General features: G+C 66.9%; 17 protein-coding genes. 11 read left to right on the top strand and 6 right to left on the bottom strand.

What is annotated here, in order from left to right:
- Positions 1-19 precede the first annotated feature (19 nt).
- Together DES52_RS08230 and DES52_RS08235 are read right to left on the bottom strand one after the other, a co-directional pair.
- Complete coding sequence (locus tag DES52_RS08230) at positions 20-2,320, bottom strand: putative bifunctional diguanylate cyclase/phosphodiesterase (RefSeq protein ID WP_146237216.1); 2,301 nt, start codon at positions 2,318-2,320, stop codon at positions 20-22.
- Between the two features lie 101 nt (positions 2,321-2,421).
- The gene (locus DES52_RS08235; RefSeq protein ID WP_110886311.1) at positions 2,422-3,642 is read right to left on the bottom strand and encodes an aminopeptidase; all 1,221 of its coding nucleotides are present in this window, start codon (positions 3,640-3,642) and stop codon (positions 2,422-2,424) included.
- A gap of 60 nt (positions 3,643-3,702) precedes the next feature.
- On the opposite strand from DES52_RS08235, the gene DES52_RS08240 reads away from it, so the two are divergent.
- The 9 genes from DES52_RS08240 to DES52_RS08280 all read left to right on the top strand — a co-directional run bounded on the left by DES52_RS08240 (position 3,703) and on the right by DES52_RS08280 (position 12,252).
- Entirely contained in the window at positions 3,703-4,368 is a 666-nt protein-coding gene (locus tag DES52_RS08240; protein ID WP_110886312.1) for a response regulator transcription factor, read from the top strand.
- A 3-nt stretch (positions 4,369-4,371) separates the two neighbouring features.
- Positions 4,372-5,649 (top strand): sensor histidine kinase, encoded by a 1,278-nt coding sequence (locus tag DES52_RS08245; RefSeq protein ID WP_110886313.1) that lies wholly within the window; start codon positions 4,372-4,374, stop codon positions 5,647-5,649.
- Between the two features lie 127 nt (positions 5,650-5,776).
- A complete protein-coding gene (locus DES52_RS08250) occupies positions 5,777-5,989 on the top strand; it encodes a hypothetical protein (protein ID WP_110886314.1) in 213 nt (70 codons plus the stop codon).
- 63 nt (positions 5,990-6,052) lie between these two features.
- Complete coding sequence (locus tag DES52_RS08255; RefSeq protein WP_110886428.1) at positions 6,053-7,309, top strand: S1C family serine protease; 1,257 nt, start codon at positions 6,053-6,055, stop codon at positions 7,307-7,309.
- Between the two features lie 91 nt (positions 7,310-7,400).
- Entirely contained in the window at positions 7,401-8,525 is a 1,125-nt protein-coding gene (locus DES52_RS08260; RefSeq protein WP_110886315.1) for an acyltransferase family protein, read from the top strand.
- Positions 8,526-8,532: 7 nt separating this feature from the next.
- Positions 8,533-9,663: a hypothetical protein gene (locus DES52_RS08265; RefSeq protein WP_110886316.1), complete on the top strand. Its 1,131-nt coding sequence runs from the start codon at positions 8,533-8,535 to the stop codon at positions 9,661-9,663.
- A gap of 72 nt (positions 9,664-9,735) precedes the next feature.
- Entirely contained in the window at positions 9,736-10,959 is a 1,224-nt protein-coding gene (locus tag DES52_RS08270; RefSeq protein WP_110886317.1) for a polysaccharide deacetylase family protein, read from the top strand.
- Positions 10,946-11,596: a GNAT family N-acetyltransferase gene (locus tag DES52_RS08275; RefSeq protein ID WP_245900822.1), complete on the top strand. Its 651-nt coding sequence runs from the start codon at positions 10,946-10,948 to the stop codon at positions 11,594-11,596. The genes DES52_RS08270 and DES52_RS08275 overlap by 14 nt, the downstream gene beginning before the upstream one ends.
- A 41-nt stretch (positions 11,597-11,637) precedes the next feature.
- On the top strand, positions 11,638-12,252 hold the full coding sequence (locus DES52_RS08280) for a DedA family protein (RefSeq protein ID WP_110886319.1): 615 nt from the start codon (positions 11,638-11,640) through the stop codon (positions 12,250-12,252).
- Here DES52_RS08280 and DES52_RS08285 read toward each other — a convergent pair.
- Both DES52_RS08285 and DES52_RS08290 read right to left on the bottom strand, forming a co-directional pair.
- The gene (locus DES52_RS08285; protein ID WP_110886320.1) at positions 12,210-13,172 is read right to left on the bottom strand and encodes a PIG-L deacetylase family protein; all 963 of its coding nucleotides are present in this window, start codon (positions 13,170-13,172) and stop codon (positions 12,210-12,212) included. The genes DES52_RS08280 and DES52_RS08285 overlap by 43 nt on opposite strands.
- 4 nt (positions 13,173-13,176) lie before the next feature.
- Complete coding sequence (locus DES52_RS08290; protein WP_170130951.1) at positions 13,177-13,755, bottom strand: DUF2087 domain-containing protein; 579 nt, start codon at positions 13,753-13,755, stop codon at positions 13,177-13,179.
- A gap of 233 nt (positions 13,756-13,988) precedes the next feature.
- Between DES52_RS08290 and DES52_RS08295 the strand changes: the two genes are divergently transcribed.
- Both DES52_RS08295 and DES52_RS08300 read left to right on the top strand, forming a co-directional pair.
- On the top strand, positions 13,989-14,513 hold the full coding sequence (locus DES52_RS08295) for a hypothetical protein (RefSeq protein WP_110886322.1): 525 nt from the start codon (positions 13,989-13,991) through the stop codon (positions 14,511-14,513).
- Positions 14,514-14,706: 193 nt separating this feature from the next.
- Positions 14,707-14,931, top strand: coding sequence for a hypothetical protein (locus tag DES52_RS08300; protein WP_110886323.1), 225 nt, complete (start codon positions 14,707-14,709; stop codon positions 14,929-14,931).
- Between the two features lie 4 nt (positions 14,932-14,935).
- Here DES52_RS08300 and DES52_RS08305 read toward each other — a convergent pair whose 3' ends face one another.
- Complete coding sequence (locus tag DES52_RS08305; protein ID WP_110886324.1) at positions 14,936-16,006, bottom strand: M20/M25/M40 family metallo-hydrolase; 1,071 nt, start codon at positions 16,004-16,006, stop codon at positions 14,936-14,938.
- An 86-nt stretch (positions 16,007-16,092) separates the two neighbouring features.
- Entirely contained in the window at positions 16,093-17,244 is a 1,152-nt protein-coding gene (locus DES52_RS08310) for a M48 family metallopeptidase (protein WP_146237217.1), read from the bottom strand.
- Between the last annotated feature and the right edge of the window lie 64 nt (positions 17,245-17,308).

The following is a 17,308-nucleotide window of genomic DNA, read 5'->3' on the forward strand; positions in this document are numbered from 1 at the left end:
TTCGGAACAGCGGCGCTTCTCAAGTCGCGGATCTGTTCGGGGAGACGCCGCCCGGATCTTCCTCGGAGGTTCGAGCGACGAGCGCGCGAACCTCGTCGGGTGCCATGGGCTTCGCGAACCAGTACCCTTGCGCCCAATCGCACCGCAATGCTCGCACACGCTCTACCTGCCACGCGTCCTCCACGCCTTCGGCCACGACGAGCGCGCCTTGGTGATGTGCCAAGGAGACGATGGCCTGCACGAACACCTCACTGCCGTCGTTCAACGTGCGCACGAAGGAGCGGTCCAACTTGAGGATGTCGACAGGCAACTGCCGTAAGTAACTCAAGCTGGAGTACCCCGTGCCGAAGTCGTCCAAAGCCACGCGCACCCCGAGTTGCCGCAACACCGTCATCTTCTCCGCCGAATCCTGCAAGTCGACGATCAGCGTGCTCTCCGTGACTTCCAGCACCAAGGCGCTGGCGGGCACGTCATGCTCGGCGAGAAGCGCGACGACGTCACGCGCGAAGTCCGCGTGCGCGAACTGCGACGCCGTGACGTTGACGGACACGCTCGCATCCTTCAGCCCGTCGCGCCTCCACTCTCCCACCTGCCGCACCGCGCGCCGCAAGACCCACGCGCCGAGTTCGTGCATCATGCCGTGCTGCTCGGCCACCTTGATAATCGTGTGGGGCGGCACGCTGTCGAGAAGCGCCGAGTTCCAGCGAAGCAACGCCTCGAAGCCCGCGTGCCCGTCGTCGGAGAGCCGCACGAGCGGTTGGTAATGCAGTTCCAAGGCGTCGTGCCGCAGCGCCCGCCGCAAGTGCTCTTCCAACTGCAGCAACTGCACGTGCGTTTCGTGCGTTTGCGCGTCCACGAAGCGAAAGGTGTTCTTTCCGTACCCCTTGGCTTGGTACATCGCGACGTCCGCGCGTTGCAGCGCCGCGTCCACGTCGCGAGCGTCGTCGGGGCACATCGCCACGCCAACGCTCGCCGTCACGTGGAGCGCTTTGCCGTGCACCACGATGGGTTGAGCGATCGCGTCGAGCAGGCGCCGCGCGAATACCGTTGCGGCCGCCTCGTCGCTTCCGGGAAGGACGACGACGAACTCGTCTCCCCCGAAGCGCGCGGCGAAATCCGCGTCTTGCAGCAGGGACGCCAAGCGAGCGCCGATCGTGCGGAGCACGTGATCCCCGGCGGTATGCCCGAGGTTGTCATTGACGTGCTTCATGCGGTCGAGGTCGATGAACAAGACGGCGACACGCTCGTCAAGCGCGGCCCCGTCGTCGATGGCTTCCTGCAAGCGTTCCTGCAAGGCGCTTCGGTTGAGCAGACCCGTCAGCGGATCGTGCGCCGCTTGATGCGCGAGGTTCACGGCGAGGTGGTGGTTGTCGAGCAACGCGACGAGTTGCCGCGTGAACACCACGAGGGACACGACAGCCACGCCTCCGTCGAACGTGACGGCCTTACGCCCGACTTGCGTCACGAAGTACAGGGCGTACGACACGAGGATCGCGGCGGACGGAAGCACGACGCCGTACGGCCGGGTCGGAATGCGGGCAACGCGGCGCGGCGTCGCGATCCTCGGACCGGCGTACGCGGCGCTCGCGACCGCCACGATGCCCCACGTCCAAAAGGTGTCCAAAGGACGCCCGAGTTGGTACGTGCCTTGCGCGCTTTGAAAGGCGTAGAGGATGTCTGCGGTCAAAAACAACGCGAATCCCCCGACGAGCGCGGCGATTTGCAAGCTTCGCAGGCCTTGCGGGCGCCACATCAGCATGGCGAGCGTCAACGCCAGCAGCAGCAAGTCCAGCAGCGGATACGTCAAGGCGATGACCAGCGGCACGGGCTGGCCGACGTACCCTTCGATGGCCTGCTGCACGTACGTGTGCCACACCACGTCTCCCGCGGCGCTGAGCACGATGGCCACGTCGAGAACGTACGTGAGCGTTCGAAGGAACGTTCCGGTGGACCGCAACAAGTGCACGACGCCCGCCAGAAAGCAGGGAATCAGCGCCAAGTACCCGACGTCCGCCAAGGAAGGGAAGGTCGGTTCGCTGTTCAAGTCCAAGTACGTGTACACGGCCTGCCCGGCGCCCCACGACAGGATTCCGTAGGTGAACCAGCGCCAGGCACGCCGCTCCCGCTCCGCGAGGATGCGGCTGTGGACGAACGTCACGAAGCCCGCCAGCAGGCACAACGGAAAGTAGATCAAGTTGCCGAGGTACGGGCGCCACTCCAGCGGAAATGCGCCCGTCAGCGTCCACAGCGTGTGCGCGACCGCCAAGCACAACAAGGCGGACATCGACGCTTGGTTGAGCCGTGACAAGTGCTGAGTCAAGAAGTCTCCGGGCGGGAAGGTCACCGTCACGATGCCCCGGGACGTCTTGCAAAACTCTTACGAAAATCGCGGTATTGCCCGCCGCCCGCCGTGCGCGACGCTCAGAACGCCCACTCTCCGGCTCGCATGACGGGCTCCGTGGTGCCGTCCTCGCGAATCCCGTCGACGTTCATGTCGGCCGAACCGATCATCCAGTCGACGTGAATGAGCGAGTCGTTGGCGCCCGACGCCGCCATGGCGTCCAAGCCGCCTTCGACGTTGATGGAGTACGCGCGGCCGAGGGCGATGTGAGACGCGGCGTTCTCGTCGAAGAGCGTGTTGTAGAACAGCACGCCCGTGCGCGCCACGGGCGCGGACGCGGCGACGAGAGCGATTTCGCCGAGGTGACGCGCGCCTTCGTCCGTGTCGAGGAGTTGCACGAAGGTGTCTTGCCCGCGCGACGCGGTCGCTTCCACGACGCGGCCGTTCTCGAAGCGCACGCGAATGTCCTCCACGAGGGTGCCGCGCACACTCAAGGGCTTCGTGGCGCGCACGTGGCCGTTCACGCGGTCGCGGTGCGGCGCCGTGAACGCCTCGTCGGTCGGGATGTTCGGCACGGCTTCGATGCCCGTCTGCGCGACTTCCGAACCGCCCGCCCAGATGTGGTTGTCGGCGAGGCCGACGGTGAGGTCGGTGTCCGTTCCCGTGAAGTGCAAGGCGTCGTAACGGCGTTCGTTGAGGTGATCCACGACGCGCCTCAACGTGGCGGTATGCTCGCGCCAAGCGGTCACGGGATCGTCGACGTCCGCGCGGGACACGGTGAAGATGGCTTCCCACAACTTCGCAACGGCTTCGTCCACCTCGAGGTCCGGGAACACTTTGCGGGCCCAGCCGGGCGTCGCGATGCCCGCGACGCTCCAATTCACGGCGGACGCGCTCATGAGGTCCGCCACGCGCTTCATGCCGAGCCCGTACGCCTTGGACGAACGCGCGATCCGCGTGGGGTCCACGCCTGCCAACACGTCGGGATCGCTGCCCGTCAACGACAGGTAGGCGTAGCCTTCCTCAATCTTGTGCAGCGACTCCTCGGCGCCCCAAGCGGGGAAGTAATCGAGGGCGGCGTCGGACGCCGCTTCGTACGTGGCGCGCGCCAGCAGCGGATCGGAGTAGCGCACGTCCACGACAAGCGCGCCCGCCTCGTACGCCTTCTTGGCGATCAGGCGCGCGAGGTCGGCCGCGTCGATCGGGGCGTTGAGCTGCAGTTTGCCGCCAGGTTGGAGGTTGACGCCGACGCGCACGAGCAAGTCCGCGTACCGTTCGAGGTTCTCTTGAAAGGTGGGCACGCGTCACGATACCGCGCGAACTGGTTTCCGTGCAGTGAGTTCACTGTGTAGCATGATTCCATGCGCTTCCTGCTCATCGAAGACGAGTCCTCCATTCGTGCGCCGCTCGCCGCGAACCTTCGCGAAGCGGGCTACGCGGTGGACGAGGCCGCCAGCGCGTCCGAAGCGTCGAGCTTGGCGCGGTCCTTTCCGTACGACGCGCTCGTCGTGGACGTGCGCCTGCCCGAAGGCGACGGGGCGGGCTTCGATCTCGTGCGCGCCCTGCGCGCCGACGGCGTGCACGCGCCCGTGTTGTTCCTCACGGCGCGCGACGCCGTCGAGGACCGCATCGCCGGGCTCGACGCGGGCGGCGACGATTACCTCGTGAAGCCTTTTCACGTCGGCGAGGTGCAAGCGCGCCTGCGCGCCCTCGTGCGCCGCGCGCGCGCCGTGCCCGACTCGGCCTTCTTGTGGCGAGACGCGCGCTTCGATTGGAACGCGCGGGCCGTGTACAAGGACGGCGCGCGCGTTCCCCTGACCGCCAAGGAGTACGCCCTGATCGAGGTGCTCGCGTCGAATCCCGGGCGGGTCTTTACGAAGGAGGAGCTCATCGACCGCGTGTGGGACGGGCGGTTCGAGGCGGAGTCGAACGTCGTGGAGACGTACGTGCGCAACGTGCGCCGCAAGCTCGGCGACGACGCGGTGCGCACGACGCGCGGCCTCGGGTACAGCTTTCCGGAACACTGATCCATGTCGCTGCGCTGGCGACTCGTGTTGCTGTCGGTCGGACTGACCTTCTCGACGCTACTGCTGCTCGGCGTGCTCGTGGGCGTGCTGCTGTGGCGCGCGGAAACGCAGGCGGTGGAGGACGAGGTGAGCGCGCAGGCGAGCGCGCTCGCGTCGCTCGCGCGGCGCGCTCCGGGCACTCTGCGCGACGACGCGCAGAACCTGCTGCTGCGCGAAGGTCGCGCGTCCGTCGCGCTCGTGCTGCGGGACCGCGAAGTGTTGTGGTCGGGCGGCAGCGACGCGCCGGAAAGCTTGCTGAGAAGCGCGCCCCTCGGCGTGTCACGGCAAGGAGACTTCGTCGTGGCGCGCGTCGAAAGCGAAGCGTCGCTGGTCTCGGTCGCGCGAAGCCTCGCCTCCACGCGACGCACGCTGGAGCGCTACGCGCTCACGACGAGCCTCGTGGGCCTCGGACTCGTCGCGCTCGCGGGATTGCTGACGGCGCTGCTCGTGCAGCGGGTGCTCGCGACGCTCGAACGCCTCGAGAAGCGCGTGCGACGCCTCGATACGCCCGAGCCGGTGCCGGGCGTCAACGCAAGCGACGAAGTCGGAACGCTCGCGCGCGCGCTCGACGTGAGCCTCACGGAACTGCGCGAGCAGCGCGCGCGCGAGGAGCGTTTTCTCGCGAACGCCTCGCACGAGCTTCGTACGCCCGTCGCCGCCTTGCTCGCCGACGTCCAACACACTCTTTCACGGCCTCGCCCGCCCGAAGTGGACCGCGCGACCCTCAAGCGCACGGAACGCGCCGCCTTGAGGCTGCAAGATCTCACGGCGAACCTCCTGACGCTTTCACGCGCCCGCAACACGCCCGAACGGTTCGAGACGGATTTGCTCGACCTCGCGGGCGACGTCGTGGACCGCCTCACGCCCCTCGCGATCGCGCGAGGACTCGACTTGCTGCTCGACGGAGAACCAACCGTCGCGCGCGTCGACGCCGCGCTCGTCACGCGCACCCTCGAGAACCTCGTCGGAAACGCCTTGAAGTTCACGCGCGAAGGCGAGGTGCGCGTCACGGCCCGGCCGCGCGGCGAGTTCGCCGAGTTGCTCGTGGAGGACAGCGGACCCGGCTTGCCGGAAGGAGCGGAGACACTGTTCGAGCCGTTCTCGCGCGGCCACACGAAAGGTGAAGGCTTCGGACTCGGCCTCGCCGTCGTACGCGAAGTCGTGGAGGCACACGCCGGCCGCGTCCGCTTCGAGCGGCGCGATGAAGGCGGGACACGCGTGCGGGTGGTTTTGCCGAGGTGAACGCCTCGGCGCGCTTCGTTTCCATGCTGTCGTTAGCGAAGCGCGGAAACTAAGGTCGAGGACGACGGGCGGCACCTGGCCGCGTGCGTTCTCGCCGAGCGTCCCGGCTGATGGACGCGAGGACGTCATGCACATCATCACTTGCACCTGGTCACCGTCTGCGCACGAGCGAGTGAGGCTCGAGCAAGCGCACGCCCACCCACTCGAAGTTCCCACCTTCCGCTTCGAGCGCGTCTTGGGCGCGTCCGCCCTCGGAAAGCTGCGCTTGCGAGGCCGACTGACGCTGACGTTGTTCGACGACGAGTGGTCGGCGCTTCTCGAGCCGTCACGCTCGGGGTGACGTGCGGTCGATTTCCCGAAGATGATTCGGCGTCGTCCTCTTCGCGCTTTCGGAGTTTTGAGCATGCGAACCAACTTGATTCTTTTGCTGGCCGGCCTCGCGCTCGGTGGGGCCACGGTGGAGTTCGTGCACGCGAGCGGCGCGAGCGCGAACTCGAAGCCTTCCTTCGCGCCGCAGCCCGTGGCGGCCGTTCGACCGATCGCGCCGCTCGACGAGAAGGCGGCGGGCACCGAAAACGAGCGCAACACGGAATCGGTCGTCGCGTCACGTGAAGACGGCCTCGTGTACGTCTCCACCTCCATCAAACCCGGCGTCACCTCGAACTCGTCGACCATTCCCCCGGAGTTCCAACCGTTCTTCGGCGGTCAGGGAAGTCCCTCGGCGCGAGAGACACGCGCGACCGGATCGGGCTTCTTCGTGGACGATCGAGGCGACATCCTCACGAACAACCACGTCATCGAGGGCGCTACCTCCATCAAGATTCGCCTCAAGGGGCGCGATCAAGAGTACAAGGCGACCGTGGTCGGGGCGGCGCCGCAATTCGACCTCGCCGTGATTCGCGCCGAGGACGTTCCGAGGAACCTCGTCAAACCCATTCCGCTCGGCGACTCGGACAAGTTGCGCGTCGGGCAGAAGGCGATCGCGATGGGCGCGCCCTTCGACCTCGACTTCTCCGTGACGGAAGGCATCGTGTCCGCCGTGGGCCGCAAAGTCCCCGTGGGCAGCAAGAACGTCGCTCAAAGCGTCATCCAGACGGACGCGGCGATCAATCCCGGCAACTCGGGCGGGCCGCTTCTGAACAGCGCGGGCGAGGTCGTCGGGATCAACACGCAGATCATCTCGCCGTCGGGCTCCGTGACGGGCGAAGGGCAGTTTGCCGGAGTGGGCTTCGCGATTCCGGTGAACACGGCGCGCAGACTCCTGCCCGACCTCGCGGCAGGCAAGGACTTCACACCGCCGACGCTCGGCTTTCGGTACCTCGACCTCTCCGCGCTTCCAGCGGACGTGCGCGCCGCGAACAAGTTGCCGAGCGAAGGGCTGTTGGTGCAAGACGTCTTGACGGGCAGTCCGGCGGGCGACGCGGGCGTGCGCGGTGGCGCAGTGACCGCCACCCTCGACGACGGAAGCACCCTGCGCCTCGGCGGAGACGTCGTGACGGCCGTGGACGGCCGAACCGTCGCGTCACAAGAAGACTTGCAGTCGGACCTGCTCGGCAAGCACGTCGGCGACACGTTGAAGCTCACCGTGAGGCGTGGTGCGCAAAGCGTCACGTTGAATGTGAAGTTACGGAAGTACGAGGCGCGCTGGCCGCAAGGTTGAGCGTTCAGGTCGTGAGCGGCGCGCCTTCTCGAATTCCCTCTCGCCGACGCGACGTTCTACTTCGCGGCGCCTTTCGACAAGGACGGGTGACATGGCCGCTCCGACAGTGCAATCCATCGTCTCGCCCGACACGTCTGCGGTAACGTCGTCCGGTCGCCTGCTCGCCCTCGACGCGTGGCGCGGCCTCACCGTGCTGTTGATGCTGCTCGTGAACAACGTCGCGCTCGGATCGCTGACGCCCGCGCAACTCAGGCACGCGCCGTGGGGCGGCGGCGTGACCTTGACGGACATGGTCTTTCCTTGGTTCTTGTTCTGCGCGGGCACCGCCATTCCGTTCGTGCTCGCCGCGACGCGCAAGGCCAAGATGACGCCGCGCGACTTCACGCTGAAGCTCGCGTCGCGTACGGCGCTGTTGTTCCTCGTCGGGTGCTTTGTCGTGAGCGCCGTGAACCGCTCGCCGACGTTCGGCTTGGGCGTGCTGCAAGTCATCGCGCTCGCGTCGCTCGTGGGCGCGCTGGGCGGCTTGCTCACCGTGCGCCCTCGGCTCGCCCTTGCGTTCGCCCTGCTGCTGCTGTACGCGCTCGTCATCCACTGGTACCCGCTGCCCGGCGGAGTGCGGGGCGCCTTCGAGGAAGGCCGCAACGCCATCTCGCATCTCAACAGCGCGTACCTGGAGCCGCTCGGCTTGCGCGGCATGACGTCCGTCGTGCCGACGGGCGCGCTCGTGCTGCTCGGCAGCGTCGCGGGCGAGTTCGCGCGAAGCGCCGACCGCCTCGCTTTTCGGCGTCTGCTCGCGTTCGGCCTCGCCCTGACGCTCGTCGGGTTGCTGTGGAGCTTGGTGCTGCCCTTCAACAAGCCCGTCTGGACGTCGTCTTACATCGCGTTCAGCGCGGGCTTGGGAACACTGGGGCTGCTGGCATGCTTTTCGCTGGAACGCTTCTCGAACGCGGGCAGGTGGTTGTGGCCGCTGCTCGTGCCGGGCCGCAACGCCCTGTTCGCGTACGTCGCGCCGATCTTGTTCAAGGTTTGGGTCCTGCAGTCGTGGACGGTGAACTGGACGGGCAAGAGCGCCTCTTTGCAAGACAGCTTGCTGAGCCTCGCGCGCTCGAATCTCGGATCGCCGTGGGGCGGTCTGGCGTACACCGCCGGGTACATTCTCGTCGCGTGGCTCGCGCTTTGGTGGATGTACCGCAAGAACTGGCTGTGGAAGCTCTAGGAGCGTCATGAAACGCACTTGGCCGCTGGCACTGCTCACCCTGACCCTCGTCGTCGGCGCGCTCGAACGCGGCGGCTTCGCGCAAGTCGCGGCGGTCGAAGGGCGCGTCACGGCGCTCGGCACGTCGGCGGACGAGGCGTACGCGTACGGCACGCCCGCCTTCGCCCGCCTCGTGCGCGAATCGTACGAAGGCGCGAAGGACGCGAACCTCGTGGATTTCGACGTGTGGCTGGAGCGCGCGTACGCCTCAACGCGCGCGGCGAAGCTGCCGGGCCGCGAGCAGTTGTCGCTGCGGGCCGCCCTCGCCACCCGCAAAGCCGAGCTGAACACCGCCTCCGGCGAGGAGGAACGCACGCGCCTTCAGCGTGACACGGCCGCGTGGCTGCACAAGGCGATCAAGGCGATGATTCCGAGGTTCTCGCTCGAACGCGGCTTCGAGTTCGCCAACGCGGTTCGGCTCGGCGAGCGGCAGTGCCTGCTGCAAAGCGTGCTGATCTCGGGCTTGATGCAAAGCATGGACCTGAACGCGGGCACGGCGATGGTGTGGCGCAACGACAAGGGCGTGGAGACGAATCTCGGTCACGTCACGGCCGTGGTGCGCCTCGCGAACGGACGCGCTCTGCTCGTGGACGCGTCGGACCCGCAGCCCTTCACGCGTCACCAAGGCTTGTTGCTGCGCGTGCGAAACGGCTCGGGTTTCGCGTACCGCTTCGTGCGGGCGCGGTACGGCGAGGACGACGAGATTCGCTCGTATCAAGACGTCGAGACCAACCGTTCGGTCGCCGTGAAGGACGCGCGACTCCTCGCGTACGACTACGTGCGCTCGCAGTTCGACTACTACCGCGGAGAGCGGGCGCCCAGCGGATTCATGGGCAAGAGTACGAAGGCGGGCCTCGCGGTGAGCGAAGGCTACCTGACGCGCGCCACGAAGCTCAGCGCGGACAATCCGCTCGCGGCGCTCGTCTTGGGACACGTGTACCGCGAGGAAGGGCAGGAAGCCAAGGCCCGCGCCCAGTACGAGCGCGCGTGGCACTTGTACGAGGCGGAGGGCCACGTACCGCCGAGCGCCGAGGCGGCCTTGAGGTGGGCAAAGTCGGCCAAGGTGCCCGCGCACACGTCCGTGGACGGCAAGCCATGACGGCGAGCGGGCCGTCCATGAAGATTCGAAAGGTTCAATTTGAGTTTGATGTGATCCTGTCATAATTTCGGCATGTCGCGCTTCCGATTCTCGGCGGTTCTCGTGCTCGGCGCGCTCTCGCAGCCGTTCGCAACACCCCAGAACCCCCCGCCGCTCGTCGGTCCCCTGCCGGGGCAGGTACAGCCCGTCGCACCGGGCACACGGCGCGCCCCGAGCTTGCCGCAGCTTCGCCTCGTGCCGCCGATTCGGGAGGTGGACAAGATCGAGTACCTCTCCAACGGCTTCATCGAGGTGGCGAGCGCCATCGTGCTCGTCGGCGCGGACGCCCGCAAAGACTGGCGTCCGCTCGCGGCGGAAGTCGCGCGCCGCACCTTCGACGCGCGTTCCTCGCTGGAGGAAGTCGACGTGACGATCTACGACAAAGCCTCGTACGGCGGCTTCGGAGGGCCGCTGCCCATCTTCACGGCGTCCGTTCCGAGAGCGCGCCTGAACGACTTCCTGCGCTTCTCGATCGGCGAGCGACCGTACGATCGTGCTTGGACGGCGCCCCCGGCCGCCAAGACGTTCAAGATGACCGGGGCAGTCGAGCCGACGAACGCCGCCGTACGAGGCTTTCTCGGGGAACGCGCCGACCTCGTCAAGCAGCAGATCGATCGAGCCGTCGCGCAGTTTCGGGGCGGCGAGCACGGCGGGATGTTCTTCAAGGGTAGTTCGCGCGTTCGCGCGGCGGCCCTCACGTTCGACGACGCGCCCCACCCGATGTACATGCCGCTCGTGCTGGACTTGCTGCGGCGCGAGAACGTGCAGGCGACCTTCTTCGTGATCGGCCGCAACGCCGAGGCGTACCCGTACTTCATCCACGACATGATCGAAGGCGGCCACGAGGTCGGCAACCACACGTATCACCACGTGCGCTTGCCCCGCTTGCCGGACGCGACGGTGAGAAGCGAGTTGCAGATGACGAACGACGTCGTGCAGCGCATCACGGGCCTGCCCGTGCGGTACTTCCGCCCGCCCGGCGGCGAGTACTCGGTCAAGACGCTGCAGATCGCGCGGCAACTCGGGCTCACGACGACTTTCTGGACGGACGATCCCGCCGACTTCACCAATCCCGGCCAAACGGTGCTGGAGTCGCGCCTCGTGCGGCGCCTTCGGCCCGGCGGCCTCGTGCTGCTGCACGACAACGCCCCCGAGGGCCTCGCGGTGCTCGCTCGCTTCGCTCGGGTCGCCGAGACGCGCGGCATCTCGCTGGTGACCGTCGGACAGCTCGCCGAGCAGGACCGTGCCGTTCGCTGAGGATCGCCCCGCTGGGGCGATGGTTCGCCCCGCTCGCCGAACGGACTTCGCCGACCTCGCGCGCGTCGCGTACGACACGGGCTTCTTCGGAGAGAGCGCGCGACTTTATTTTCCCGACGAAACCCTGTTCGCCGACCTCTGGATTCGCCCGTACGTGCCACTGGCCCTGCCCGGCTTCGTCGCCCTGCTCGAAGGGCGAGTCGTCGGGTCGATTCTGGGAGCGCACGACGAGGGCGCGTACGAGGCCGCTATTCGGCGCGTCGCGCCCGCCCTCGCGCTTCGCGCGGCCTTCGGCGGCTACCCGAAGCTCCCCGCGTGCCTTCCCTACCTCGCGCGTCTGGCGCGGTACGCGGTGCCGCACGCTTCACCTCACGCGTTTCCCGCGCACCTGCACATCAATGTCCTCGCGTCGGCGCGAGGTCTGGGACTCGGCGCGCGTCTTCTCGACGCGTACCTCGATTCCCTTCGTCAAGCGGGCGTGCGCGGCGTGCAACTCTCGGCCACGCGACGCAACGAGGCTGCCCTGCGGTTGTACGAATCGCGCGGCTTTCGCGTTCACGAAGCGCGCGTCACGCCTTTGTGGCGTCCGTGGACGGGCCGCGACGAAACGCACGTCGTGATGGCACGTTCCCTTTGACCTTCGCTTTTCTCCTCACGCGCGCGGCGTAAACTGCCTTCATGGCGGACCCTTCCTTGTCCGAGTGGTTGGCGGCGCTCAGTCCAGCGGCGCTCGACGCGGCGACCTTCGGTATTTTGTTTCTCGAAGGTCTCGGCGTGCCCGTCCTGCCCGGCGTGCTTCCGATGCTCGCGCAAGCGAACGCTATCGACGCGGGCCGAACGACGTTCGTGGCGGCCGTGGTCTGGGCGACGCTCGGCGATATCGCGGGCGCCTTGACGGTGTACGTGCTGGGCCGCTGGGGCACCCGGTTCGTTCCCGCCGCTTGGCGGCGCGCCTTGGAAAGCCCCAAGGCGCAGCGTAGCCTCGACCGCTGGGGACTCGTGGCAGTGTTCTTCAGCCGCTGGCTGGTGTCTTTTCGCATCCCGATCACGCTCGGGGCGGGCGTCGCGAAGATGCGCTTTCGGGCGTACCTGACGGCGAGCGTGCTCGGGGCGTTGCTGCACATCGTCCTTTGGCAGGTGCTGCTGGGGCACTTCGGTCCGCAAATCGTCGAGTGGCTCGATTCGTACACGCGTTATTGGCCCGTCTTGCTCGTCTTGCTGATCGCGTGGGCGGCGTTCGAGGTATGGCGTCACCGTCGATCGGGCAGCGGCGGCAACACCGAGCGCGTCTGAAGTTCGTTTTGACGCACGAACGCCTCCATGAATCGCCCGAGGATCAGCATCTGTGTCGCGTGCGTCCGAATCGCGCGCAGCTTCACGGCCTCTTGCGCTTCGGTGAGGCTGCGCCGTTGCCACGAGAGATTCACGCCGCGCGGCGGAATCGTGAGCGGCAAGGCGGGGTGGTAGCCTTTGGGCAACGGCCATTCCAAGCCGCCGTGGATGATCCAAAAGCGCAGCTTGTTCGTCGCGCCGCGCCGCGCCAAGGCGCGCGTCACGAAGTAACTCGCCGCTCGGTGGTCCGGATGCTGATCTTGAGGCGACGGCGCGAGGACGATGTCGGGCTTCACGCGGTTCAAGACCGTCTCGAAATCACGCTCGACGTTCGCGCCCGTGTACGCCGCGCCCGGCGAAAGCGTCCCGCCGTACGGCACGCGCGCGGCGCCCGTATAGCGCGAGCGGTACGGCGTGGCGTAATTCTCCAGGAACATGTGCAGGGTTCCGCCGTCGGGATACCCCAAGAAGTACAGGCGGCTCTGAGGCACCCCGAGAACCTCGGCGGCGCCGCGCGCCTCGACCATGCGCCGCCGACCGAGGTTCTGCAAGTCGGCAACGCGCGGACGCCTCGTGCGGTTGAGGAGAATCGCGTCGAACTCGAAGCCGTCCCCGTTCGTCATCCACACGATGAAGACGGTCGCGCCCGCGTCCTGGGCTTGCTGAATGGCGCCCGCGCAGCACAGCGACTCGTCGTCGGGGTGAGGTGAAACGACGAGCACGCGCTGCCTCGCCTTGAACACCTCGACTTCCTGAAGTCCCACGATGGTCGCGGCGGCCCTTGGGTACAGCAAACGCAGCGCGGGCGACGCGTTGATCGCGAAGGCCGCGAACAGCACCACGAAGGCCGTGAGAACGACGATGAATTGGCGCCGGGTCACTCGGTCAGTCTAGAGGACGCGCTTCAAGCGAAGCTGGCGAATCGGCGCGGCGGTACACGCCATTGGCCCGCGTCATAAGGCCCGCTCCGATCAGTTCGCGGCGCAGCGTGAAGAAGTCCTCGTGGAATTCGGCGATTTTGGAGCTCACCTCGCGCTCGGTGTAGTCGCGCTCCGGCTCGAAGTGATCGGCGAGCCACGCCAAGATGACGTCACGCTTCTTGCGTTGCGCGGGAATCGTCGTGAGCCGTCCGTCTTTCAGGTACGACCGAAGGATCTTCTCGCGGTAGAGGTTCTCGCCGGGAGGCGGCGTGTCTTGGCGCAGCAGCACGAGATGCGCCAACGAGGCCGAGAACACGTCTCGGTTCGCCGAGTACAGCACGTACGGGCCGTCACGGCGCGCCTGAAGCAGTTTCGCGTCCGTGAGGGCGGAGAGGTGATGGCTGACCGTGGCAGGAGACAACTTGAGGATCGCGGCGAGTTCGTCGCCGTGACGTTCCTGCTCCCAGGTGAGATTGACGATTACGAGGCGACCGGGGTGCGAGAGGGCTTTGAAGGTCTCGGCGGCTTGCTTGAGTTGCGTCACGGGCATCTCCTTCGATGCGATGTCTGCTTCGAAGCTTAAGGCGCTTCGAACATTCTCGAATCGGCTGGAGTGCTTAGGCCGACTTCCGACGACCGCCTGAGTTCGCACCCCTGAGTCGCCCAAACATTCCTCAATCATCCCGCACCTTCTACGATCCTCTCGAATCGAGGTGGTTCCGACTTCAGCGCGGCCCCACCGAAACGAATTCGACTTCTCGCATCAGGAGGCTTTTCATGAAACGCTCGACCCTTTCTTTGCTCTCGGCCCTCGCGCTCCTCGCCAGCTCGAACGTCTTCGCTTCACGCTGGCACGACAACCTAAAAGTGCTCAGCGGCCCCGAAGTCTGCATCGACCAAGCCATGATCTCGACCGGACCCTCGTTCGATGAGCAGCTCGGCCAGTTCGTGGCGGGCGCGTTGCGCAGCGACGCCGCGTACCGCGGCCTCAACTTCGGCAAAGTCAAAGTCGACGACTGCGCCGGCTTCTTGTACTTCGTCGGCACCATCAAGAACACGCCGAGCGGCATCGTGTACGGCGGCCACTTGCAACTCGTCATTCAGACGGGCACCCTGAACGACATCAAGACGACGAGGCTCAAGACGGTCTCCGAAGGCGGCAAGGTGGACTACGTGCCAATCTGGGACGTCGAGACGGTCGTGGGCATCGCGCCGAACCGCGACGACTTGATGAAAGTGCTGGCCAGAGAAGCCGTGGACATGTTCAAGGTCTTCGTCGAGGACTGGTACGCCAAGCACTGACCGAGCACGCCAGCACGAACGGGCGGGCGCGCTCCCCTGGGCAAGTTGCACAGGAGAAACCTGCCCGCCGCGCCCCGAGACTTCTCGAAGCGCGGGCCGATCCCGACACTCCCGCGCCGAGGTTCGAAGACGGGCCGTCGATGCTCGTCGAGACGAGGTGCAACTTCGAACGCCACGGGCGCGTAACAAGGGTATGCTCAACGTTATTTCCATCGTCCTCGGCGTGGTCGCCATCGTCTTCTTGCTGCTGGGGTTCATTCCGCTGCTGGGCTGGACGAACTGGTTCCTGACGCTGCCCGCCGCGCTCGTCGGCCTCGTGCTCGGCGCGCTGAGCAGAGAGCGCGGCGGGCTGGTGCTGAACGGCTCCGTGCTCGCTCTCGCCGCGCTGCGCCTCTTCCTCGGCGGCGGCGTCCTTTGACGCGTCAAACGATCGGACGGTCTTGGTAAAGCTCGATGAAGCGGCGCAGCATCCGAAGTCCCGTCTCCAAGCTTTCGGGCACGACCCACTCGTCTTCGCGGTGCGCGTTGCCGCCCTTGTACACGCCGAGGGCGAGGGCGGGAATTCCGTACGGCGCGGCGGCGTTCGCGTCCGTGGAACTCGCCGCCGTGCGAACCTCCACGCCGACCGTCTCGGCGGCGCGCCGCGCGAGGCGCAGCAACGCGTCGCTTTGCAAATCGCCGCCCGGACGGTCTCCGACCATCTCCAAGCGCGCGGCGACGCCGACGGTGCGCGCCGCGCCCTCGATGGTGCTTCTCGCCTGCTCTTCCAAGTTCTCCAGCGCCACGGCGTCGAGCGAGCGAAGGTCGAGCAGGAACTCTGCCGACGCCGCGATGGAGTTGATGCTCGTGCCGCCCTTGGCCTCGCCGACGTTCACGGTCGTGCGCGGATGCTGTGGAAGGTGCAGGCTGTACAACCCGGTGATGGCGAGGCCAAGGGCGTGCAGGGCGCTCGGCGCCTTGTCACCCCACGAGTGTCCGCCCGGCCCCGTGAACGTCACCTTGTAGCGGCGCACGCCGACCGCTTTCGTGACGGCCAATCCGAGGTAGCCGTCGACGGCCACGAACGCCCCGATCTCCTCGGCGTGCCGCTCCAGCAGGTGCTTGGCGCCCTTGAGGTCCCCGAGCCCCTCCTCGCCGACATTCGCGACGAACCACAGCGGCCTCGACAGGCGGCGCGCGTCGATCATGCCCAGCAGCGAGGTCAGCACGGCGAGGCTCGCCGAGTTGTCTCCCAGGCCGGGGCCCGTGAGCTTGCCGCGCCGTTCACGAACGGTGAGGTCGGTGCCCTTGGAGAAGACGGTGTCGAGGTGCGACGCCAGCACGAGCGCCTTGCCGACCTTCGGTCCGATGCGCACGAGGACGTTGCCGACCTCGTCGCGCTCCACCTCGTGCCCGTGTTGGGACCACAAGCGCGAGACGAGCTCGGCGCGCTCGCCCTCCTCGAAGGTCGGGGCGGGCGTCGTCGCGATACGCAAGAGGTAATCGAGGGGCACGCGGTCAGTCTAAAGGAGTTGTCAGGTTTCGGCTACGCGGGGCGGAAAGCGCTTCTTGAGCTTCCGCGCCAGCCTGGCGAACCGGCTCAACTGACCAGCCGCTCGCTGTACTCGTCGTACGCGACCTTCGACAAAGGCGCGACGAGAGGCGTGAGTTCCACGGCGATCGCGCTCGCCCGCAAGTGATCGAGCGTGACGGCGGGCGGCGCCGGATGCGCGGCGATGACGTCCACGCGATATGACGTCGGTGGGTGCGACGCGTCGAGGCTCGCGCCTTCCTTCGCGCGCTTTTCACGCGCCGCCTGCCAGTACGCCTCGGACGCCTCGCGAATCTGATGGCGAAACTCTTCGAAGACGTGCGCACGAGCCGGTTGCAATCGGTGACGTTGCAACGCGTAGTCGTAAAGATCGGCGACGTGCAGCTTGTCGAGCGCGGCGCGCGCCGCCTCGCTGCCGCTGACGCTCGCCGCCAGAAGGTCGGCGTGATACTCGGCCCGCTGCGACGCCTCGCCGCTCAGTTGCGTCAACAGCCAAGCGAGCCCCCACGGCACGCACGACACGACGAGCAAGGCGAGGTTGATCGGAGCGCCGATCAGCCCGTACAAGCCGGATTCGCGCGGCCACAACTCCTGCGGACGCAACACCCACCAGGCGTGCATCAGGAAATTCTGCGCCTGCGCGAACAAAAGGCCGCGTCGAGGGTCGTTGTTGACGGCGTGGGCAAGTTCATGCGCGATCACGAACACCCGTTCTTGCGGTTCGAGCGACAGCAGGATGGGCAAGCCGAGATTCATCCAACTGGTTCGTCCGACCCCGACGGTGCCCATGAAGGCGTTGAATCCGGCGTCGACCGTGAGGTACGTCGGCACGGGCGCCTTCATCGCTCGGGCGATCTCCTCCACGAGAGCGTGAAGGTGAGGCGCTTGCTCTTTCGTCAACACCGTCTCGGGAGCCCGAGTGAACCGTGGCCGCGCGATCCACACGAGGGCGAGAGCGATCACACCGACGAAAAGCAACCCGAAGTGGAAGGGGTGCGTGGCTCGCCAAACGACCCGCGCGGCCCACACGGCGAGCGCGACGTATCCGGCCAAGGCGAGCAGGGCGATGCCTTGAGACACCCAGTAGACGGCGCCGGGTCGGGCCTGCGTCGCCGCGCGCACGAACTCGTCTCGCAATCGCCGCGCCCGCGCGGCGTTCACGTTCGTCCAACGCCGCTGAAGCTCGTGGGGAAGGGTCACGGAAAAAGTATAGGAAGGCGGCGAAAAAAGCGACGGGCACTTGCCGCGCCCGTCGCCTCGTTGT

The organism is Deinococcus yavapaiensis KR-236, assembly GCF_003217515.1.
GTDB lineage: Bacteria > Deinococcota > Deinococci > Deinococcales > Deinococcaceae > Deinococcus_A > Deinococcus_A yavapaiensis.